The following is a 21,442-nucleotide window of genomic DNA, read 5'->3' as shown; positions in this document are numbered from 1 at the left end:
CTGCGGCCACGTCGGCCCACAGCACCTTGCGCTTGCGGGCCAACGGGTGGGCAGGGTGCACCACGGCGACCATGGGGTCGTGGTAGAGCGCCTCGGTCTCCAGGTCGGGCGAGGCATAGCCGGGCTCCAGGCGGCCCACGAACAGGTCCAGCTCGCTCAGGCGCAGCTTGGGCAACAGGCGCGTGAGGTCGCCCTCCTCGATCAGCACCGTGGTGTGGCGCGAGCGCGCCTTGAGCCGCTCCACCGCCTGCGCCAGCAGCACGGGCGTGGCCACCACCATGGCACCCACGCTGGCGCGGCCGGCGGCCCCGCTGGCCTCGGCCGCGATCTCGTCGCGCGTGCGCTCATAGCCCGCGAGCACCGAGCGCGCAAAGTGCACCACGCTGGCGCCCGCCGGCGTGGGCTCGGTGCCGCGCGTCGAGCGCACGAACAGCGGCAGGCCGAACATGCCCTCGATCTCGGCCAGGGTCTTGGAGACAGCCGGCTGCGTGACCGACAGGAACTCGGCCGCGCGGCCCAGGTGGCGGAACTGGTCCAGCGCCACCAGCATCTGCAAGTGCCTCAGCTTGAGGTTGCTGCGCAGAACACGGTCAATCTGTGCCATCGTGGTGCCTTGGTGGAAAGAAGGTGCAGGGATTGTGAAAAGAGAGGTCTTTTCTTCATAACCATTTTGCAATGAAGAGAGTCGATATTTTCATTGGATTGTTATGCGGTGATTTTCAACAATGGGGCCTGAACGCACAACGACCCACGGAGACAAGACATGCAGACACCCCGCATCGCGCGGCGCCAGTTGGTGCTGGGCGCCCTGAGCGCCGGCGCCTTGGCCGCCACATCCCGCGACCTGTTCGCACAGAACTGGCCCGAACGCCCCATCACCTTCATCTGCCCCTGGCCTGCGGGCGGCACGGCCGACCAGTCCATGCGCACGCTGTGCACCGTGGCCGGGCGCATCCTGGGCCAGAGCATCGCGGTGGAGAACAAGGTGGGGGCCTCGGGCATGATCGGCTCCAAGGCGCTGGCCTCGGCCAAGCCCGACGGCTACACCATCGGCCAGATCCCGATCTCGGTCACGCGCTTTTCGCAGCTGGGCACGCTGCAGGCGGACCCGCGCAAGGACTTCACCTACCTCGCCCGCACCTCGGGCCAGACCTTCGGCCTCGCGGTGCCGGCCAGCTCGCCGTTCAAGACGCTCAAGGACTTCGTGGCCTACGCCAAGGCCCACCCCGGCAAGGTGAGCTACGCCCATGCGGGCGTGGGCGGCGCCACGCATGTGGGCATGGAAGAGTTCGCCAGCGTGGCGGGCATCCAGCTCAACCATGTGCCCTACAAGGGCGGCGCCGAGGCGCTGCAGGGCGTGCTGGGCGGCCATGTGGACGCGCTGGCCGACTCCAGCTCGTGGGCGCCGCATGTGGAATCCGGCAAGCTGCGCCTCTTGGCCACCTGGGGCGAGCAGCGCACCGCCCGCTTCAAGGACGTTCCCACGCTGCGCGAGTCCGGCTACGACGTGGTGGTGGATGCGCCCAACGGCATCGGCGCCCCCAGGGGCCTGGACCCGGCCGTGGCCACCAAGCTGCGCGACGCCTTCAAACAGGCCGTGGCCAGCCCCGAGTTCAAGGCCGTGGCCGACAAGCTCGATGCGCCGCTGTTGTACCTGGACGGCCCCGACTACGAAAAGTACGTGAACGCGGTCTACGCCAAGGAGACCGTGCTCATCGACAAACTCAAGCTGCGCGAGCTGATGAAGAGCTGACCCGGCCCGGAGCGCCAGCCGGCACGGCCGGCCCTGGCGCCTGCATGCAGCACGCGCACGGCAGCACCACGACGACAACAATGAAAGCCCCCCATGCCCCGCAATGACAGCCCCCTGCTGCACCTGCACCCCCACGACAACGTGCTGGTCGCCAAGACCGCGCTGGCGCTGGGCCAGGAGATTCCCGAACTCGGCGTGCGCACGCGCGCCCAGGTGCCTGCGGGCCACAAGATCGCCGCGCGCCGCATCGCAGAAGGCGAGCAGGTCAAGAAGTACGACACCGTGATCGGCGTGGCCACGCGCGACCTGGAACCCGGCGACTACGTGCACAGCCACAACCTGCAGCTGGTGGACTACTACCGCGACCCGGCCTTCGGCGCCGACGTGCAGCCCGTCCAGTACGTGCCCGAGGACCAGCGCGCCACCTTCCAGGGCTTTGTGCGCGCCGATGGCGGCGTGGGCACGCGCAACTTCATCGGCATCCTGTCGTCGGTGAACTGCTCGGCCACCGTGATCAAGAACATCGCCGCGCACTTCACGCCCGAGCGCCTGGCCGCGTTCCCGAACGTGGACGGCGTGGCCGCGTTCGCGCAGACCAGCGGCTGCGGCATGTCCTCGCCCAGCGAGCATTTCGATGTACTGCGCCGCACGCTGGCCGGCTACGCGCGCCACCCCAACCTGGCGGGCGTGCTCATCGTGGGCCTGGGCTGCGAGCGCAACCAGGTCGCATCGCTGGTGGAATCGCAGGGACTGCAGGAAGGCAAGCTCATGCGCACGCTGGTGATGCAGGACGTGGGCGGCACGCGCGCCACCATCGCGGCGGGCATCGCCGCCATCGAATCCATTCTGCCCGAGGCCAACGCCGCGCGGCGCAGCACGGTGAGCGCCAGCCACCTCAAGATCGGCCTGGAGTGCGGTGGCTCGGACGGCTTTTCGGGCATCACCGCCAACCCGGCTTTGGGCGCGGCCATGGACATCCTGGTGCGCCACGGCGGCACGGCCATCCTGAGCGAGACGCCCGAGATCCACGGCGTGGAATTCATGCTCACGCGCCGCGCCATCACCCCAGAGGTGGGCCAGAAGCTGCTCGACCGCCTGGCCTGGTGGGAGCGCTACACCGCCGGCCAGAACGCGCAGTTCAACGGCGTGGTGGGCCACGGCAACCAGGCCGGCGGCCTGGCCAACATCTTCGAGAAGTCGCTGGGCAGCGCCATGAAAGGCGGCACGACGCCGCTGCGCGCGGTGTACGAATACGCCGAGCCCATCACCGAAAACGGCTTCGTGTTCATGGACTCACCGGGCTACGACCCCGTGGCCTCCACCGGCCAGATCGCCAGCGGCGCGCAGCTCATCTGCTTTACCACCGGGCGCGGTTCCATGTTCGGCAGCAAGCCCGCACCGACCATCAAGCTCGCGAGCAACACGCCGATGTTCACGCGCCTCGAAGAAGACATGGACATCAACTGCGGCGTGGTGATCGACGGCGAACTCACGGTGCCCGAGCTGGGCCAGCAGATCTTCGAGCAGATCCTGCGCCACGCGAGCGGCGAACAGACCAAGAGCGAGCTGCTGGGCCTGGGCGACCACGAGTTCGTGCCCTGGCACCTGGGCATCGTTTCGTGAAGATTGCTATACAAACAATAGCTTATAGCGCTTGATGGACAAGCCATAGAGGCCATTTTTAATCAAACCCTCCGCACCATGCCCCTGACCCTCTCCCGCGCCGAACTTGTGCGCAGCGCCAACTTCATCGCCGGCCAGTGGACGGCCGCTGCAAGCGCGGCCCGGCTGGACGTGACCGACCCCGCCACCGGCGCCGCCATCACCGCCGTGCCCGACAGCGGCGCCGCCGAGGCGCGTGCCGCGCTCGATGCGGCCCATGCCGCCTTCCCCGCCTGGCGCAAGCTGCCGGCCAAACAGCGCGCGGCCATCATCAAGCGCTGGAACGACCTGGTGCTCGCGCACCAGGACGACCTGGGCACGCTCATCTCCCTGGAGCAGGGCAAGCCCCTGGCCGAAGGCAAGGGCGAGGTGGCCTACGCCGCCAGCTACATCGAATGGTTCGCCGAAGAAGCCACGCGCATGAACGGCGAGGTCATCCCCGCCCCCGTGCCCGGCCGGCGCATGTTCGCCCTGAAGGAGCCCGTGGGCGTGGTGGCCGCCATCACGCCGTGGAACTTCCCGGCCGCGATGATCGCGCGCAAGATCGCCCCGGCGCTGGCCGCAGGCTGCACCGTGGTCTGCAAACCGGCGGAAGACACACCGCTCACGTCGCTGGCGCTGGTACTGCTGGCCCACGAGGCCGGGGTGCCGGCGGGTGTGCTGAACATCGTCACCGCCTCGCGCGAGAACACGCCCGAGGTGGTGGACCTGTGGCTCGACGATGCCCGGGTGCGCAAGATCACCTTCACCGGCTCCACCCCCGTGGGCAAGCACCTGGCGCGCCGATCGGCCGATACGCTCAAGAAGCTCTCGCTGGAGCTGGGCGGCAACGCGCCCTTCATCGTGTTCGAGGATGCGGACATCGGCGCCGCCGTGGACGGCTTCATGGCCGCCAAGTTCCGCAACGGCGGCCAGACCTGCGTGTGCCCCAACCGGGTGTTCGTGCATGCCCAGGTGCATGAGGAATTCGCGAGCCAGCTGGCCGCCCGCGTGGGCGCGCTGAAGGTGGGCCCGGCCAGCGACCCGGCCTCGCAGATCGGCCCCATGATCAACGACCGCGCGGTGGAAAAGATCGAGCGCCATGTGCAGGATGCCGTCGCCAAGGGCGCCAAGGTGCTCACGGGTGGCCGCCGTTTGACGGACCTCGGCGCTACCTACTACGCCCCCACGGTGCTCACTGGCGCCGATGCCAGCATGGCCTGCGCCTGCGAGGAGACCTTTGGCCCCGTGGCGCCGCTGACCGTCTTCCACGACGAAGCCGAGGTGGTGGCCGCGGCCAATGACACGCCCTTCGGGTTGGCGGCCTACTTCTACAGCCAGGACGTGCGGCGCATCTGGCGCGTGGCCGATGCGCTGGAGACGGGCATCGTCGGTATCAACGAAGGTGCGATCTCGGCGGAGGCTGCGCCGTTCGGCGGCGTGAAGGAGTCGGGCTACGGCCGCGAGGGCTCCACCCACGGCCTGGACGACTACCTGCACACCAAATACATCTGCCAAGGCTTGCTGGATTGACCGGCTTCACCACGAACGAGAACACCATGCCCGCACACAACCCCTTCAAGGCCGCCCTGGCCGCCGGCCACCCGCAAATCGGCCTGTGGCTGTCCATGGCCGACCCCTACCTGGCCGAGGCGGCCGCCACCTGCGGCTACGACTGGCTGCTGATCGACGGCGAGCATGCGCCCAACGATGTGCGCAGCACGCTGGCCGCGCTGCAGTCCGCCGCCGCCCACGCCGCACAGCCCGTGGTGCGGGTGGTCGAGGGCAGCCCGGCGCTCATCAAGCAAATGCTGGACATCGGCGCCAAGACCCTGCTGGTGCCCATGGTGGACACGGCAAGCCAAGCCCGCGCCCTGGCGGCCGCCACGCAGTACCCCCCGCTGGGCACGCGCGGCGTGGGCAGCGCCGTGGGCCGCGCCTCGCAGTGGAGCGCCCGCGCCGACTACCTGAGCGTGGCCGACGACGAGGTCTGCCTGCTGGTGCAGGCCGAGACCACCACGGCGCTGGCGAACCTCGATGCCATCTGCGCGGTGCCGGGCGTGCACGGCGTGTTCATCGGCCCGGCCGACCTGGCCGCATCCATGGGCCACCGGGGCAACCCCGGCCACCCCGAGGTGCAGGCCGCCATCGAAGCGGCGATGAAGACTATCATCGCCAGCGGCAAGGCCGCGGGCACGCTCACCTCCGATCCGGCGCTGGCCCAGCGCTACCTCGACCTGGGCTGCAGCTTCGTGGCCGTGGGCGTGGACGTGCTGATGTTCGTGAACACGGCGCGCAAGCTGCGCGCGCAGTTTGGCGGCGGCAGCGGTGACACTGCCGCCGCCCCCGCCCGGGCCAGCGCGGCGTATTGATCGCTCAGGTGGCAAGGCGCCACCCCCTCCATCCGTTCGGGCCGAGCCTGTCGAAGCCGGGGCGCTCCAATGCAGCAGCCCCCGGTCAAGCGCTGGGCAAACAGGGTGGGTGGGCTGGCAGGGCCCGCCCGCCCACCCGCAGGTTCAAGCGGGCAGATACGGCCCGATCAACCTCAGCGCATTGGCCACATAGGCCTCCTTTTCGCCCACCGGCGCCACGTAGTGCAGCGCGGCGGTGGCGGCCTCCAGCCCCTCCGAGCGGGCAATGACCCAGGCCGCCAGATAGGGCGAGGCCAGGCAGCCCCCGGCCGTCGCCACATGACCCCGGGCGTAGAACGGCTGGTTCAGCACTTCCACACCTGCCGCCTGCACCCAGGGTTTGGTGGTGATATCGGTGCAGGCCGGCACCGTGCCCAACAGGCCCAGCTTGGCCAGCACCAGCGTGCCGGAGCATTGCGCGGCAATGAGCTGGCGCGCCGGGTCCAGCGCCAGGCGCGCCATCAGCGCGGCATCCTCCACCACCTCGCGCGTGCGCACGCCGCTGCCGACGATGACGGCATCGGCCGTGCGCGCCTCCTCCAGCAGGGACTGCGCGCGCACCGTCACGCCGTTCATCGACGTGACCTCCGGCGTGGGGCAGCACAGGCTCACGCGCCAGCCGGGCCGCTGGATGCGGTGCAGGATGCCCAGGGCGATGAGCGAGTCGAGTTCGTTGAAGCCGTCGAAGGTAAGGATGGCAATGTGCATGGCGTGTGCGCCCAAAGGGCGCCTTGGGGGTGGAGGAACAGGCGGGCATCGTAGGCAGCGCACTCCATACAATCAAATAATTGTCCTGAGCACACCTTCGCCCCCCACTCGCACCATGACATCCCCCCTGTTCCAGCCCCTGGTGGACGAGCTTGCGGCGCAGATCCGCAGCGGCCGCCTGCCGCCCGGCACCCGCCTGCCCACGCACCGCGCGCTCGCGCTCCGGCATGGCATCGCGCTCAGCACCGCCACACGGGTGTATGCCGAGCTGCGGGCGCTGGGCCTGGCCACGGGCGAGGTAGGCCGGGGCACCTTCGTGCGCGAGACCGCCGTGCCCCCGGGCCTGGCGGTGGACCAGCAAGCGGTGGCCACGGGCGTGGTGGACCTGAACTTCAACTACCCCGCGCTGCCCGGGCAGGCCCGGCTGCTCGCGGCCGGCCTGCGCCACCTGGCGGCGGGCGGCGACCTGGAAGCCCTGCTGCGCTACGCGCCCCATGGCGGCCGCCTGCACGAGCGCACCTGTGTGGCGCAGCACCTGGCCAGTGCACGCGGCCTGGCCGTGGACCCGGCGCAGGTGCTGATCACGGACGGCGCACAGCACGGCCTGGCCGTGGCCTGCATGGCCCTGCTGCAGCCCGGCGACGTGGTGGCGGTGGACGCGCTCACCTACCCCGGCTTCAAGGCACTGGCGGGCCTGCTGCACCTCACGCTGGCGCCGCTGCCCGCCGCGGCAGACGGCAGCGCCCAGGGCCCCGACCTCGACGCGCTGCGGCGCCTGTGCGCGCGGCGGCGCGTGAAAGCCGTCTACACCATGCCCACCCTGCACAACCCGCTGGGCTGGGTCTGCAGCGCACCGTGGCGGCAGGACCTGGCGGCCATCGTGCGCCAGCATGGCCTGGTGGCCATCGAGGACGCGGCCTATGCCTTCCTGGCCCAGGACGCACCGCCGCCCCTGGCCCGCTTCGCGCCCGAGGCCACGGTCTACGTCTCCGGCCTGTCCAAGAGCGTGGCCACGGGCCTGCGCTTCGGCTTTACCGCCGCGCCGCCCGCCTGGGTGCCGCAGCTGGAGCGCGCCATCCGCGCCACCACCTGGAACACGCCCGGTGTGGTCACCGCGCTGGCCTGCGGCTGGCTGCAGGACGGCACGGTGCGCCGCCTGGAGGCGGAAAAGCGCCGCGACGCCACCGCCCGGCAGGCCATCGCGCGCCAGGTACTGGCCGGGCTGCCACTGGTGGGCCACGCCAACGCCTATTTCAGCTGGCTGCCCCTGCCGCCAGAGGTGCGCGCCGACCGCGTGGCGGCGGCCCTGCTCGCGCAAGGCGTCGCGGTGTCCACCGCCGAGCCTTTCGCCACCGCGCGGCAGGTGCCCCATGCGCTGCGGCTGGCGCTGGGCTCGGTGCCGCCCGACACCCTGCGCGCCGCGCTGTCGGCGGTCCAGCGGGTGGTGCAAGACCACACGGACCGCTGAGCACGGCCATGAAAAAAGGCTCCGGCGGACGCAGGAGCCTTTGGCGGCACGCTGCGTGCAGCGCGGTTTCAGCGCATCAACTGCCCGCCACCTTCATGCGGTTGACCAGCACCGAGCCCACGGACTTGGCGCCGTAGTTGTAGACATCGGCGCCCACGGCCTCGATGCCTTTGAGCATGTCCTTGAGGTTGCCGGCGATGGTGATCTCGTGCACCGGGAAGGCGATGCGGCCGTTCTCCACCCAGAAGCCGCTCGCGCCGCGCGAGTAGTCACCGGTCACGTAGTTCACGCCCTGGCCCATGAGTTCGACCACGAACAGGCCGGTGCCCAGTTTCTTCAGCATGGCATCGAGGTCGTCGCCGGGCTGGGTCAGGCGCGAAGTCAGCGTCAGGTTGTGTGAGCCGCCGGCGTTGCCCGTGGTCTTCATGCCCAGCTTGCGCGCCGAGTAGCTCGACAGAAAGTAGCCCTCCACCCGACCGCCCTTGACGACCTTGCGCGGCGCCACGCGCACGCCCTCTTCGTCGAACGGCGAGCTGCCCTTGCCGCGCAGGATGAAGGGGTCTTCCAGGATGTCAATGTGCTTGGGGAAGACCATCTTGCCCAGCGAGTCGAGCAAAAAGCTGCTCTTGCGGTACAGCGAGCCGCCGCTCACCGCCTGCACAAAGCCACCCAAGAGGCCTGCGGCCAGGGTGGACTCGAACAGCACGGGGCACTGCGTGGTGGGGATCTTGCGGCTGCCCAGGCGGCTCAGGGCGCGCTGCGCGGCATAGCGGCCCACGGCCTCGGGCGAGGCCAGTTCGGTCGCGTCGCGCATGGAGCTGTACCAGGCGTCGCGCTGCATCTCGGCATTCTTGCCGGGCAGCGAGGCAATGGGCGCGACCGAGAAGCTGTGGCGCGAGCTGGCATAGCCGCCGCGAAAGCCGCGCGTGTGGGCACTGAAGAAATGGCTTTGCTGCGCCGACACGCCCGCGCCTTCGCTGTTGGTGATGCGGCGGTGCGTCTTGAGCGCGGCGGCCTCGCAGGCCATGGCCATGCGCGCAGCGTCTTCGCTGGTGATGGCCCAGGGGTGGAACAGCTGCAGGTCGCGGTGGGTGTGCTCGGGCGCGATGTCGTCGGCGTCCGGCAGGCCGGCCACGGGGTCTTCGGCCGTGAAGCGGGCGATGTCGTAGGCGGCCTGCACGGTCTGCTCGATGGCCTGGGCGGAGAAGTCGGAGGTGCTGGCGTTGCCCCGGCGTTTGCCCAGGTACACCGTCACGCCCAGGGACTTGTCGCGGTTGCGCTCCACGTTCTCCAGCTCGCCCTTGCGCACGCTCACCGACAGGCCGCAGCCTTCGGAGGCCTCGGCGCCCGCATCGGTGGCCCCGAGCTTTTTGGCATGCGCCAGGGCGCGGTCCACCAGCTCTTCAAAGAACGGCCGGCTGTAGCTGAAGCCGCTGTCAGGGGTGCGGGAGGTGGCAGCTGCGGGCGCGCCGGGGGTGCGCGGGGCGCGTTTGGAGGGTTTATTCATAGCGGCAGCTATGATACTTGCCGCTGTGGCGCGTTTAGAGCCTGTTCACGACCTCCCAGGGGTCGCGCAGCGGCCTTTGCGGGATGGTGTGCAAGGCGCGGCGCGCAGCCAATAGCTCGGCTATTGGCAAACGCCGCAACGCTGCAGACCGCCCGCAAAGACCGCTGCCCGGAGGGTTGGAGCGAAATCGGGCGATTGAACGCCCCGGCTGCTTGCATGGGCATGAGCCCATGCGGCGCACCCGTTGCATCCACTCATCCCGATTGCGCTCCAACGCGACCCCTGCGAGATCGTAAACAGGCTCTTAGCGCCACTTGTTTTTTGCCCCCACCCCATGTCACGCAAACCCAAAAAAGGCTACTTTGTGAAGGGCCATTTTGTTGCCGAAGGCAGCGAACTGGACCTTCAGCTCAAGGCCGAACTCAAAGGCACGCCCGATGCCAGCCGCACCGATCTCAAGCGCGAGAGCGATGAACTGCAAGACCTGGGCAAGGAGCTTTTGAGCCTGCGCGCCGACCTGTTCGACGCCGTGGGCCTGCCCGACAAGCTGGCAGACGCCCTGGCCGAGGCCAAGCGCATCACCAACTTCGAAGGCAAGCGCCGCCAGATGCAGTACGTGGGCAAGCTCATGCGCAAGCTCGACCCCGAACTGGTCGAGGCCGCCCGCCAGGCGCTGGAAGAGCAGCACAAGGGCTCGGCCACCGAAAAGCTGCAGTTGCACCTGGCCGAACAATGGCGCGACCGCCTGATCGCCGATGATGACACGCTGGCCGCCTGGATGGCCGAGCACCCCAGCACCGACACCCAGCAGCTGCGCGCCCTGATCCGCCAGGCCCGCAAGGACGCCCAACCCGCCGGCAAAGAGGCCAATGTCCAGGTCTCGCAAGGCTTGGCGCCCCGCAAGGGCCGCGCCTACCGCGAGCTGTTCCAACTGGTGCGCGAGCACCTGGGCGGCACGGGCACGGCAGACGCCAGCGGTACAGGCGAAGGCGAGGATGAGGAAAACGGCGATGAGTGAGCCATTGCACGACCCCGTCAAGATCGGCATCGTCTCCATCAGCGACCGGGCCAGCAGTGGCGTCTATGAAGACAAGGGCCTGCCCGCGCTGCAGGACTGGCTCACGCGCGCCCTGCACAACCCCATCCGCTTTGAGCCGCGCCTGATCCCCGACGAACAGGCGGGCATCAGCGCCACCCTCGTCGAACTCGTGGATGTGGCCGGCTGCCACCTGGTGCTGACCACCGGCGGCACCGGCCCCGCGCTGCGCGACGTGACCCCCGAGGCCACGCTGGCCGTGGCCCACAAGGAAATGCCAGGCTTTGGTGAGCAGATGCGCCAGATCAGCCTGAAGTTTGTGCCCACCGCCATCCTCTCGCGCCAGGTGGCCGTGATCCGGGGCCAGTGCCTCATCATCAACCTGCCCGGCCAGCCCAAGGCGATTGCGGAGACGCTGGAAGGCCTGAAAGATGCCGCAGGCCAGCAGATCGTGCCCGGCATCTTCGCCGCCGTGCCGTACTGCGTGGATTTGATTGGCGGGCCGTACCTGGAAACGCGGGACGAGGTCTGCAAAGCGTTTCGACCCAAAAACGCCGTGCGGGCCGCCAAGCCGTAAAGGCCGCCCATCACCTCTCCCTCTGCGCGATAAGATCGCGCCAAACAGATACGAGGGGAGGGTTGCATGATCTATATCGTTCAGCTTTTTGCGGTGGCCTGCCTGGTGTGGGTGCTGTGGCAAAACCGGCAACAAAAGAAGCTGCAAGATGCCCTGGTAAAGCCATTGCGGGGTAAACGCTTTTGGCGCATCCACCTGGCAAGGCCCAGCTACCACGACAGCTTCTGGCGTCTTTCGCCGGTCGAGGCCACAGGTGTCCTCGTCGACGACGATGACAAAGTCCGCTTTCTGGGATTTCGACTCCGCAACAAAAAGCAGTTCGAGGTCGTCCTGAACAAAAGCGAGGTCACCATCACCTGGCTGGGCCGCCAGATGTTCAGCGGGCCGTTTTACTGGGCTGAATGCGCCAGCCCGCAAGGGAGCCTGCTCTTTTGCGCAGACAACAGGAACGTCCTGCAGTCGCGCTCAGCACTGCGCGACATACTCAGTAGCGCCTTCCCCGCGCTGGATTTTGGCGAAGAAACCACTGCCGATTTCGCGCTGGAGAAAAGCCCGCGCAGCATCACCACGATGGTGGCCTTCTTCGGTCTGTTCTTCTTCAGCATGATCGACTCCTTCGTCATCAGCCGCTATGAGCTGACCGACGCCCAGATCGTCTCGCTGATCTTCAACCCCCTGGTGATGGCGGCCACACTGCTCGCCACGGGTGTCTTGGGGTTCCTGGCCTTCCAATGGCTGCGCCGTGGTGGCGTCCCGTCCATGGAGTCTTGGGGGCTGGTCGCGCTGTTGACCGCAACCTGCCTGGGCGCTGCCTTGCCTGGCGCCAAGCGGGTGGACCAATGGCTGGCGGACGCACCTTCGAAGGAGTACCGCTACCGCGTCGTGGAAATCGCTCGGCTCAAGCCCGTTGATCCGAACCTGGGGCTACCCGTGATGTGGTTCCCGCGCGCCAAGGACTACTGGCAGCAGTTCCCGGTAGGCAGCGAGTACACCATACCGTTTCTGCACGGCCCGCTGGGTTTGTGGCAACTGGATCACGAACTGTTCGACCCGCCGCTGCTCAAGTTCTACGACAAAAAAGGATAGGTGACAGCGGCGGCGCTGACAAACAACACTGGCGATACACAGTCGCCCCCTACTTACCCACCAACTCATTAAGCTTGCCCGCCTCAAACTGCTCCTTGAGCGCAGCGTCGCAAGGCACGCAGTCCTTGTTCTGCGGGTTGGCCGACAGCTTCTCGATGGCCTGCCAGAGCAGCGCGATCTGGTGCTCTTGCGATGAGGCGTTGTCGATCAACCCGCGCATAGCCTGCGAGAGCGGGTCGTCCTCTTGCGTGATGCCGTAGGCGGTGAACTTGCGCGGCTGCTGTGGCTCGGTCACGTCGGCGCTCTCTCCCGCTTTGGACGGGATGATGCGCGCCGGAATGCCCACCGCCGTGGCGCCAGGGGGCACGGGTTTGATGACCACGGCATTGCTGCCGATCTTGGCGCCGTCGCCCACCTCGAAGCCGCCCAGCACCTTGGCGCCGGCACTCACCACCACATCCTTGCCCAGCGTAGGGTGGCGCTTGGCGCCCTTGTACAGCGAGGTGCCGCCCAGGGTGACGCCCTGGTAGATGGTGCAGCCATCGCCGATCTCGGCGGTCTCGCCCACCACCACGCCCATGGCATGGTCGAAGAACACGCGCTCGCCGATCTTGGCGCCCGGGTGGATCTCGATGCCGGTGAGCCAGCGCGAGAAGTTGGAGATGAAACGCCCCAGCCACTTAAGGCCATGCCCCCAGCACCAGTGCGCGGGGCGGTGCAGCCAGATTGCGTGCAGACCCGGATAACAGGTGATCACCTCCCACGTGCTGCGCGCGGCAGGATCGCGGTCAAGGATGCACTGGATATCGGAACGCAGGCGGGCAAACATCTGTTTTCGTTATGTGTTTATGGGCAGCACAGTCTAGCGTTTTGCCTTGGCGGATTCGATCATGGCCTTGGCGACACCTCGCAGGATGTGGATTTCCTCAGGCGCCAGCTGCGCGCGGTTGAAAAGCTGGTTAAGGCGGGGCATGAGCTTCTTGGGCGCGGCGGGGTCCAGGAAACCGATGTCGGCGAGCGCCTGCTCCCAGTGGCCCAGCATGCCGGCCACCTGGGCCGCATCGGCCAAGGCCCGGGCTGGCGTGGCATTCTCGACCGCAAAACCACCCAATGCCGTGCGCCATTCGTAAGCGATGACTTGGATGGCCGCACCCAGGTTGAGCGAACCAAAACCGGGGTTGGTGGGAATGGAGAGCGCCACATGGCAGCGGTAAACGTCCTCGTTGGCCATGCCAAACCGCTCGGAGCCGAACAGAAAGGCCACGCCGGTCTGGCCGCCCGCGATTTCACTCAAATCGCCCTCTAGGGCTTTATGGTCTTGCGCTGGCAGCTCATTTTTCAGGAGCATTTCGAAGTGCGCCCGGGGCGCAGCCGTGGGCGGGCCAAAGTCGCGCGGGGTCATGGCCGTGGCACACAGGTGGCTGATGCCGTCGAGCGCCTCGTCCAGCGTGGCCACGATGCGGGCGTTGTTCAGCACATCCAGGGCGCCGCTGGCGCGCTGGATGGTCTCCTCACGCCGCAGCACGTTGGCCCAGCGTGGGGCCACCAGCACCAGGTCGTCGAAACCCATGGTTTTTATGGCGCGGGCGGCGGCGCCTACATTGCCGGCGTGGCTGGTGTTGATCAGGACAAAGCGGGTCTTCATGGCAGGGCAATGACGGCGGTTAGGTGAAAAAGGGGCTCTGCGGGTAAAATCTCGCCCTCATTGTCGCCGCCCGCATCGCCGGGCCGGGCCGATCCGCTCCTGATTCGCACGGTGCCTCCCCCTTTTTTCTGTGGTGGGCGCTCTGCCCACCACCACAATTTATGTCGTCCAATCTGCACCCCATGCTCAACGTGGCCATCAAGGCCGCACGCGCCGCCGGCGCCATCATCAACCGCGCGGCCCTCGACGTGGAATCGGTGCGGATCTCGCAAAAGCAGATCAACGACTTTGTGACCGAGGTGGACCACGCGTCCGAGAAAATCATCATCGAGACGCTGCTGACGGCCTACCCGGGCCACGGCATCCTGGCCGAAGAGTCGGGCAAGGAATACGGCGCCAAGGATTCGGAATTCGTCTGGATCATCGACCCGCTGGACGGCACCACCAACTTCATCCACGGGTTCCCCGTGTACTGCATCAGCATCGCGCTGGCCGTGAAGGGCAAGGTCGAACAGGCCGTGGTGTACGACCCCACGCGCAACGACCTGTTCACCGCCACCAAGGGCCGTGGCGCCTACCTCAACGAGCGCCGCATCCGCGTGAGCAAGCGCACCCAGCTCAAGGACTGCCTGATCTCCACGGGCTTCCCCTTCCGCCCGGGCGACAACTTCAAGAGCTACCTGAACATGATGGCCGACGTGATGCAGCGCACCGCCGGCCTGCGCCGCCCCGGCGCTGCTGCGCTGGACCTGGCGTATGTGGCTGCGGGCTTCACCGATGGCTTTTTTGAAACCGGCCTGTCGATCTGGGACGTGGCCGCAGGCTCGCTGCTGGTGACCGAGGCCGGTGGCCTGGTCGGCAACTTCACGGGCGAGGCCGATTTCCTGGAGCAGCGCGAGTGCCTGGCGGGTTCCCCGCGCATCTACGGCCAGCTGGTGCCCATCCTGGGCAAGTACAGCAAGTTTGCAAGTGCCGGCGACAAGGCAGCCGTGCGCCAGGCAGCGGCGGCAGACACGCCCGCCACCGACGCCCAGGAAGCAGATGACGGCACGGACGCCGCAGAATCTGCCGCCCCACAGGCCGACGCCGCCAAGGGCGAAGACGCGCCGTTCTGAGACGGGTTCGCGTTCGATGATTCAATACCGTTCGGGCTGAGGTTGTCGAAGCCCTGCGTTGGTTGCCGTCAGGACTTGACTGCGACCATAGAACCTCAGCGTAAACGGTGGGGTGGCCCTTCAGAGTCGCGAAGCGTATGCCAAGCAAACGGGCCCCACCCGTCAATGCAGGGTTATGCAGGGTCGGGATACTTTTGCGCAATGCTGCGGAAGTCTTCCGCAATGTCCACAAACGCATCGACCATGTCCGGGTCGAAATGGGTGCCCTTGCCACGCACAATGGTGCTGCAGGCCTGGTCGTGCGAGAACGCGGGTTTGTAGACCCGCTTGCAGATCAGCGCGTCGTACACATCGGCCACGGCCATGAGGCGGGCGGACACGGGGATCGCGTCGCCCGCCAACCCCTGCGGGTAGCCCGTCCCGTCCCATTTTTCCTGGTGGCTGTAGGCGATCTCCTTGGACACGCTCAGGAACGCCACCCGCATGCCCAGCCGCCGCTCGGCCTCGTCGATGGCGTTGCGGCCCAGCGTGGTGTGCGTCTTCATGATCTCGAACTCTTCCACCGTGAGCTTGCCCGGCTTGAGCAGGATGCTGTCGGGGATGCCGATCTTTCCGATGTCGTGCAGCGGGGCGGACTTGTAGAGCAGCTCGATCATGCGATCGCCCAGCACATGCTCAAAGCGCGGGTGGTGGCGCAGGCGCTCGGCCAGCGCCTTCATGTACAGCTGGGTGCGGCGGATGTGGTTGCCGGTTTCGTTGTCGCGCGTCTCGGCCAGTGAGGTCATGGCCATGATGGTCACGTCCTGGATGGCCTGCACCTCCAGCGTGCGCATGGCCACCTCGCGCTCCAGGTAGGAGCTTTTGTCGCGCAGGAAATCGGCCGTGGCCTTGAGCGCCAGGTGGGTGTTGACCCGCGCCAGCAGGATGGGAGGGCTGATGGGCTTGGTGATGTAGTCCACCGCCCCCAGCGCCAGGCCCATGCGTTCGTCGTCGGGGTCGGAGCGCGCGGTGAGGAAGATCACCGGAATGTCGCGCGTGGCAGCCGCCGCCTTCAGGCGCCGGCAGACTTCGTAGCCATCCACCTCGGGCATCATGATGTCCAGCAGGATCAGGTCGGGCGGCGTGCCCGACTGGGCGATCTTGATGGCCTTTTCGCCATGGTTGGCCACCTTCACCAGATAGTGCTCGCGCAGCAGGCTGCCCATCAGGGTGAGGTTCTCGGGCGTGTCGTCCACCACCAGCACCGTGGCGATCGGCTTGTCAACGAGTGTCGCCTGGGGGGCGGCAAAGGGCGCGTTGTCCATGGAATGTCCTGCGTGTTGTGCCGTGGGGCCGTCCGCTCAAGGGGGCGGGACGGCAAAGGCTTCGGCGCCCGGCACTGCAGCCATGGCATCCAATGCCTGCTCGAAGTCGAAATTCAGGGTGTGCATCTCAACGGCCTTGAAGGCATTTCCCAAGGCCGCCCCGAGCATGGTGCCATTGTGTTGGAAAAACTCCGTGGCCGCTGGGTCGTCCTGCTCCAGCAGATGGCGCAGGCGCTGCAGGGCCTCGGCCGCAGCCGCCCCATCCACCCCCTGCGGGACGGCGGGCGGCCAGGCCTTCTGCGCCACCGCCTCGGCCATCCAACCCTGCAGCCCCCCCAGCACCGGCACCAGGGCCGCCCGCAGCTCGGCCAGCAGGTGGACGATGGCCTCGTTGCCATGGCGAAACCGCAGCGCGTGCTCCAGGGCCTGGGCGCGCTCGGACACCTGGGGTGCGCCGATGTTGGCTGCCACCGAGCGCAGCGTATGGGCCAGGCGCTCGGCCACCCCCAGGTTGCTGGCGGCCAGTGCCTGCTGCAGCTCGGCCAGCACCGGTGCCTGGCCCTCGGCAAAACGGCGCAGCAGCTCGGCATACAGCCCGGGCTTGCCCAGGGCGCGCTGCAGGCCCAGATTCGTATCCAGTCCGGCCACGCTGGGCAGGGGCACGGCGGGGGTGGGCGCTTCGGGCTTGCGTGCCAGCGGCTGCAAGGCCGCGTCCTCCCCTGTCAGCCTTGGCGACGCCCCCGCCTTGGACGCAGCCCCCAAGCCGGCGTGGGGCCGTATCCAGCGACCCAGGGCCGCCCACAGGGCCGCAGGCTCGATGGGCTTGGCGACGTGGTCGTTCATGCCGGCCGCAAAGCAGCGCTGGCGGTCGGCCTCCATGGCGTTCGCGGTCATCGCAATGATGGGCAGCTGGGCGTGCCGGGGGTTGCTGCGCAGGGCCCGGGTGGCGGTTTCGCCGTCCATCACGGGCATTTGCATGTCCATCAGCACGGCGTCGTAGTGCTTGCGCTCGATGCGGTCGATGGCGATCTGGCCGTTTTCGGCCACGTCCACCGCAAAGCCCGCATCCAGCAACAGCTCCATGGCCACCATCTGGTTGAGTTCGTTGTCTTCCACCAGCAGCACCTGGGCGCCCCGGATCTCCAGCGGCAGCTCGTCGGCAGCCGGTGCGGGTGACACCGTGCGGCGTCCACCCGCCGTGGAATGCTCCAGCGGCTGCATGAGGGTGTCGAAAAGCACCGAGGCGTTGACCGGCTTGATGAGCACGGTCTCGATGCCCTGGGCCCGCGCGGCGCGCATCACATCCTCGCGGCCGTAGGCGGTGACCATGAGCATTTGCGGCACCTTGGCCATGCCCAGGCTGCGGATGTGGCCCGCCAGCTCCACGCCGTCCATGCCGGGCATGTGCCAGTCCAGCAGCAGCAGGCCAAACGGCCGGTGCTGGGCCATGGATTCGCGCAGCCGGTCCAGCGCCTCCAGGCCCGAATGGGCCTGCTCCACCTCAAACCCCATGGCGTGCAGCATGTCTGACAGCACGATGGCCGCCGTGTGGTTGTCGTCCACCACCAGCACGCGGCTGCCGCGCAGGTCGGGCGGCGGCAGCAGCACCCGGGCCGGCGCACCGCGCTCCAGCGGCACGGCCACCCAGAAGGTGGACCCTTTGCCAAACACGCTCTCCACCCCCACCTCGCCGCCCATGAGCTCGGCCAGGCTCTTGCAGATGGCCAGCCCCAGCCCCGTGCCGCCATACCGGCGCGTGGTGGAGGTGTCGGCCTGCTGGAAGCTCTGGAACAGGCGCCCCATCTGCTCTTCGGTCAGGCCGATGCCGGTGTCGCGCACCTCGAAACGCAGGTGCACCTGCTGGCCCGCCGACGCCAGCAGCCGCACGGCAATGCTGATCTCGCCCGACTCGGTGAACTTGATGGCGTTGTTGGCGAAGTTGATGAGGATCTGCCCCAGGCGCAGCGCATCGCCCACCAGGTTGGGCGGCACGTCGCCCGCCACGTCGCAGACCAGCTCCAGCCCTTTGGCGCCGGCCTTGTAGCCCACCACGTCGGACACGCTCTCCAGCATGCGGTCCAGCAAGAACGGCTGCCGCTCCACCACGAGCTTGCCCGCCTCGATCTTCGAGAAATCCAGGATGTCGTTGATGACCCCCAGCAGGTGCTGGCCCGCCTGCTGGATCTTGCTCACGTAGTCGTGCTGGCGGGGGCTCAGGCCCGACTTGAGCGCCAGGTGCGACATGCCGATGATGGCGTTCATGGGCGTGCGGATCTCGTGGCTCATGTTGGCCAGGAAGTTGGACTTGAGCGCGGTGGATTCCTCGGCCAGCTCTTTGGCACGGCGCAGATCCTGCTCGGCGCGCTGGCGGTCGGTGATGTCCACAAACGTGCCGATGGTGCCGCCCGGGGTTCCGTCGGCGCGCAAGAACCCGTGCAGCCAGAACAGCGTGTGGTGGATGTCACCATCGGCATAGGGCAGATCCACCTCGCGGTGCACCGACTGCTCCCCCCCCAGGACCAGCACGTTGTCGCGTTCAAAAAGGACGCGGGACGCATGCGGCAGGAAATCCAGCTCCATCACCGTCTTGCCCGCCAGGGACTCGCGCGTCACGCCAAACGCCTGCTCATACGCCCGGTTCACGCCCACATAGCGCCCGTCGGCCCCCTTGTAGAACAGCGGCACAGGGATGGCGTCGATCAGTGCCTGCTGGAAGCCCAGCTGCCCCGCCACCTGCTCTTCCAGCAGCTTCTGGTCGTGGATGTCCACATTGACCCCGACCACCCGCACGGGCTGCCCCTGCTCGTTGCGGAAAATGCGTGCAGCCTCCAGGAACCAGCGCACCTCGCCATCGGGGCGCACGATGCGCCAAGAGTCGCGCAGGTGGTCCTCGGTGCCGGCCAGGCAGTGGTCAAAATACGCCCGGGCCTGCGCACGGTCCTCGGGGTGCAGGCAGTTGAGCCAGAAATCACGGCCATCCGGCTGCGTACCCGGGGGCAGGCCCATCATCTGCGCGAGTTTGTCGGACCACAGGATCTCGCCCGTGAGCAGGTTCAGGTCGAACACGCCGATCTTGCCCGCCTCCTGGGCCAGCTCCAGGCGCTCCTTGGTCTGCTGGATGGCCTGTTCCGCGCGGCGCTGGTCGCTCACATCCTCGATCACCCAGATGGATGCCACACTGAAGCCATCCACCTTCAGGCCCCGCCCCGCCAGGCGGGCCTCGAAACGGCTGCCATCCAGGCGGCACAGCGTGGCCGACTCGCGCAGCGCCTCGCCAGCCGCCAGGCTGGGCGCAACGCGGGAGGTAAACAGGCTCGAATGCCCCGGGCTGCCAAACAGCACAGAGACGGCCTGCCCCAGCAGCTGCGAGGCCGTGCCCCCCATGAGTTCGAGGAACGCCGGATTGAACTGGCGGAAGTGCCCATCGCACACCAGCACGATGGGCGGTGCATTGTCAAAAATGGCGGTCTGCTGCTCCAGCAACTCGTTGAGCAGGCGCTCACGCCGCTCCAGCTCCTTCTGGGCCTCGATGCGCTCGGACACATCCTCGTGCAGGCCCACGATGCCGATGCGCCGGCCGCGTGCGTCAAACACCGGCGACAGCGTGGCTTCGTCGTGGTAGGTGCTCCCATCCTTGCGGCGGTTCACAAAATGGCCCTGCCAGGACTGCCCCGAGAGCAGTGCAGACCACATGAGCTGGTAGGTCTGCGCCGGGGTCTGCCCGCTGGAGACCACCGCAGGCCTCTTGCCCCGCACTTCGTCCAGGGTGTAGCCGGTGTTGCGCTCGAACTGGGGGTTGACCCAGTCGATCAGGCCTTCGCCGTCGGTAATCACCACCGAAACCGGGCTGCTCTCCAACGCGGCGCCCAGCACCCGAAAGCGCTCCAGGGCCGTCGCCACCCGCGCGCGGCTGCGCAGCAGGTCCAGCAACAGCAGGCCCAGCAGGCTCAGCAAGGCAAACGCTGCCACCCCGATCTGCACCCGCTGGCTGGATGCCATCAACACGCTGATGTCGTCGAGCATCACCAACTGCCACGCCCCCCCCGGATCATTCCAGTCAATAGCGCGGTGGGCCACCGCATAGACGGCACCGTTGAGCACCACTTCGCCCGCATCCGCAGCGAACGGAAGGGCCGACGCCACCCCGTTCTCGAAATACTGGCCGAACTGGCCGGACGCGCGAATGGCGTCAATGCGGGCCTGGGTCAGCGGCGGGGCCACGGCAAACTGCCATTCGGGGCGCGTGGAAGCAAACGCAGCGCCCTGGGGCGAGAGCAGCACCATGGGCTGGCCCACGCGCTTGAGCAGCAGGTCCACGGCTTCAAAGCCCACCTTGAACATCACCACACCAATGATGGAACTCGAAGGCGTCTCCCCGTCGTACAACGGTGCGGCGTAGTACAGGCCCCGCTCCTGCGTGTTGGTGCCCACGGCGGCATACACGCTGGTCGCGCCCCGGACGGCCTGCTGGAAATAGGGCCGGAACGCCAGGTTCAGGCCCGTGGACCGGTCCCCCGCCGTCTCGTGCGCAACCACGGTGCCGTCCGCCGACATCACGTACACGCCGCTGACCAGGAAGCGTCCGCGCGCCACGGCCAGCCGGGCCAGGGCGTCGGGATCGTCGGGAGGCAGGCGGCCCAGGGCCATCTCCTTGAGCAAAGGCTCGCCCAGGCCCAGCAGCGATACAGCGCCCAGCATGGTGCCGCCCGTGGTCTGGCTCATCAGCGCATCGGCCGTCTGCTGCAGCAGCCGCGCACGCTCGGCCGCGCGCTCCGAGCCCCGCCAGTGCAGCGCCCCCTGCACCACCAGCAAAGCGCCCAGCAAGGCCGCCGCCAGCACCAGCAAAATTCCACGAATCCCCGGGGCTTCGCGGTCCAGCACCTTGTCAAAAAACATGCCTATGCCTTCATCTACACAAGCCACGCACCCGGTGGGCGGGCAAGAACTGGTTTTTGCGGACGGCCTGCGGCGTTGCGGTGCGCGGTCGTCGCGGGGCTACCCCCGGCACACCGCGCCCTGCATGCCATCCCGCAAAAACCGCTGCGCTGCAGCCCCAGGGAGATCGTGAACAGTTTCTTGCAGCGCCCTGGCCAACCGACACCACGCATGCCCGTGGCACAGGGCCATCAACCGGCGGGGTGCAGGAAAGCATGGATGTCGCCCGCGGGCCCGGGCCGGCCAAACAGATAGC

16 protein-coding genes are annotated in these 21,442 nt (G+C 67.8%); 9 read left to right on the top strand and 7 right to left on the bottom strand.

What is annotated here, in order from left to right; translation table 11 throughout:
- The coding region (locus DBV10_RS20255) for a LysR family transcriptional regulator (protein WP_124515366.1) at positions 1 to 604 on the bottom strand (604 nt) is incomplete at its 3' end.
- A gap of 159 nt (positions 605 to 763) precedes the next feature.
- Here DBV10_RS20255 and DBV10_RS20250 point away from each other — a divergent pair.
- From DBV10_RS20250 to DBV10_RS20235, 4 genes are all read left to right on the top strand, one after another.
- Positions 764 to 1,753, top strand: a complete 990-nt coding sequence (locus DBV10_RS20250) for a tripartite tricarboxylate transporter substrate binding protein (protein ID WP_124515365.1) — start codon at positions 764 to 766, stop codon at positions 1,751 to 1,753.
- Positions 1,754 to 1,846: 93 nt separating this feature from the next.
- Positions 1,847 to 3,376, top strand: coding sequence for a UxaA family hydrolase (locus tag DBV10_RS20245; protein WP_124515364.1), 1,530 nt, complete (start codon positions 1,847 to 1,849; stop codon positions 3,374 to 3,376).
- A gap of 78 nt (positions 3,377 to 3,454) precedes the next feature.
- Positions 3,455 to 4,927 carry an NAD-dependent succinate-semialdehyde dehydrogenase gene (locus DBV10_RS20240; RefSeq protein WP_124515363.1) on the top strand — a complete coding sequence of 491 codons (1,473 nt, stop codon included), beginning with the start codon at positions 3,455 to 3,457 and terminating at the stop codon, positions 4,925 to 4,927.
- A gap of 26 nt (positions 4,928 to 4,953) precedes the next feature.
- Positions 4,954 to 5,766: an aldolase/citrate lyase family protein gene (locus tag DBV10_RS20235; RefSeq protein WP_124515362.1), complete on the top strand. Its 813-nt coding sequence runs from the start codon at positions 4,954 to 4,956 to the stop codon at positions 5,764 to 5,766.
- A gap of 144 nt (positions 5,767 to 5,910) precedes the next feature.
- Here DBV10_RS20235 and DBV10_RS20230 read toward each other — a convergent pair whose 3' ends face one another.
- A complete protein-coding gene (locus DBV10_RS20230; protein WP_124515361.1) occupies positions 5,911 to 6,513 on the bottom strand; it encodes a DJ-1/PfpI family protein in 603 nt (200 codons plus the stop codon).
- 115 nt (positions 6,514 to 6,628) lie between these two features.
- Here DBV10_RS20230 and DBV10_RS20225 point away from each other — a divergent pair, with 115 nt between their 5' ends.
- Entirely contained in the window at positions 6,629 to 7,981 is a 1,353-nt protein-coding gene (locus DBV10_RS20225) for a PLP-dependent aminotransferase family protein (protein ID WP_124515360.1), read from the top strand.
- 76 nt (positions 7,982 to 8,057) lie between these two features.
- On the opposite strand, the gene pmbA is transcribed toward DBV10_RS20225, so the two are convergent.
- A complete protein-coding gene (pmbA, locus tag DBV10_RS20220; RefSeq protein WP_124515359.1) occupies positions 8,058 to 9,488 on the bottom strand; it encodes a metalloprotease PmbA in 1,431 nt (476 codons plus the stop codon).
- 334 nt (positions 9,489 to 9,822) lie between these two features.
- On the opposite strand from pmbA, the gene yjgA reads away from it, so the two are divergent.
- The 3 genes from yjgA to DBV10_RS20200 all read left to right on the top strand — a co-directional run bounded on the left by yjgA (position 9,823) and on the right by DBV10_RS20200 (position 12,187).
- Positions 9,823 to 10,506, top strand: coding sequence for a ribosome biogenesis factor YjgA (gene yjgA / locus DBV10_RS20210; protein ID WP_124515358.1), 684 nt, complete (start codon positions 9,823 to 9,825; stop codon positions 10,504 to 10,506).
- Positions 10,499 to 11,101, top strand: coding sequence for a molybdopterin adenylyltransferase (mog, locus tag DBV10_RS20205; protein ID WP_124515357.1), 603 nt, complete (start codon positions 10,499 to 10,501; stop codon positions 11,099 to 11,101). Before yjgA ends, mog begins: the two co-directional genes overlap by 8 nt.
- A 66-nt stretch (positions 11,102 to 11,167) precedes the next feature.
- Complete coding sequence (locus DBV10_RS20200; RefSeq protein ID WP_124515356.1) at positions 11,168 to 12,187, top strand: hypothetical protein; 1,020 nt, start codon at positions 11,168 to 11,170, stop codon at positions 12,185 to 12,187.
- A 49-nt stretch (positions 12,188 to 12,236) separates the two neighbouring features.
- Here the strand turns inward: DBV10_RS20200 and cysE are convergent, their stop codons facing one another.
- Together cysE and DBV10_RS20190 are read right to left on the bottom strand one after the other, a co-directional pair.
- Positions 12,237 to 13,016 (bottom strand): serine O-acetyltransferase, encoded by a 780-nt coding sequence (cysE, locus tag DBV10_RS20195; protein WP_124515355.1) that lies wholly within the window; start codon positions 13,014 to 13,016, stop codon positions 12,237 to 12,239.
- A 33-nt stretch (positions 13,017 to 13,049) separates the two neighbouring features.
- The gene (locus tag DBV10_RS20190; protein ID WP_124515354.1) at positions 13,050 to 13,832 is read right to left on the bottom strand and encodes an RNA methyltransferase; all 783 of its coding nucleotides are present in this window, start codon (positions 13,830 to 13,832) and stop codon (positions 13,050 to 13,052) included.
- A 161-nt stretch (positions 13,833 to 13,993) separates the two neighbouring features.
- Between DBV10_RS20190 and DBV10_RS20185 the strand changes: the two genes are divergently transcribed.
- Positions 13,994 to 14,947, top strand: coding sequence for an inositol monophosphatase family protein (locus DBV10_RS20185; RefSeq protein WP_124515353.1), 954 nt, complete (start codon positions 13,994 to 13,996; stop codon positions 14,945 to 14,947).
- 173 nt (positions 14,948 to 15,120) lie between these two features.
- Here the strand turns inward: DBV10_RS20185 and DBV10_RS20180 are convergent, their stop codons facing one another.
- Together DBV10_RS20180 and DBV10_RS20175 are read right to left on the bottom strand one after the other, a co-directional pair.
- Positions 15,121 to 16,251 carry a two-component system response regulator gene (locus DBV10_RS20180; protein WP_124515352.1) on the bottom strand — a complete coding sequence of 377 codons (1,131 nt, stop codon included), beginning with the start codon at positions 16,249 to 16,251 and terminating at the stop codon, positions 15,121 to 15,123.
- A 36-nt stretch (positions 16,252 to 16,287) separates the two neighbouring features.
- Positions 16,288 to 21,147: a PAS domain S-box protein gene (locus DBV10_RS20175; RefSeq protein ID WP_124515351.1), complete on the bottom strand. Its 4,860-nt coding sequence runs from the start codon at positions 21,145 to 21,147 to the stop codon at positions 16,288 to 16,290.
- Positions 21,148 to 21,442 lie beyond the last annotated feature (295 nt).

Source organism: Acidovorax sp. FJL06, from assembly GCF_003852545.1.
Taxonomy (GTDB): Bacteria; Pseudomonadota; Gammaproteobacteria; order Burkholderiales; family Burkholderiaceae_C; genus Acidovorax.
Note: the sequence above shows the minus strand (reverse complement) of the source record. Positions and strands in the feature narration are given on the sequence as shown.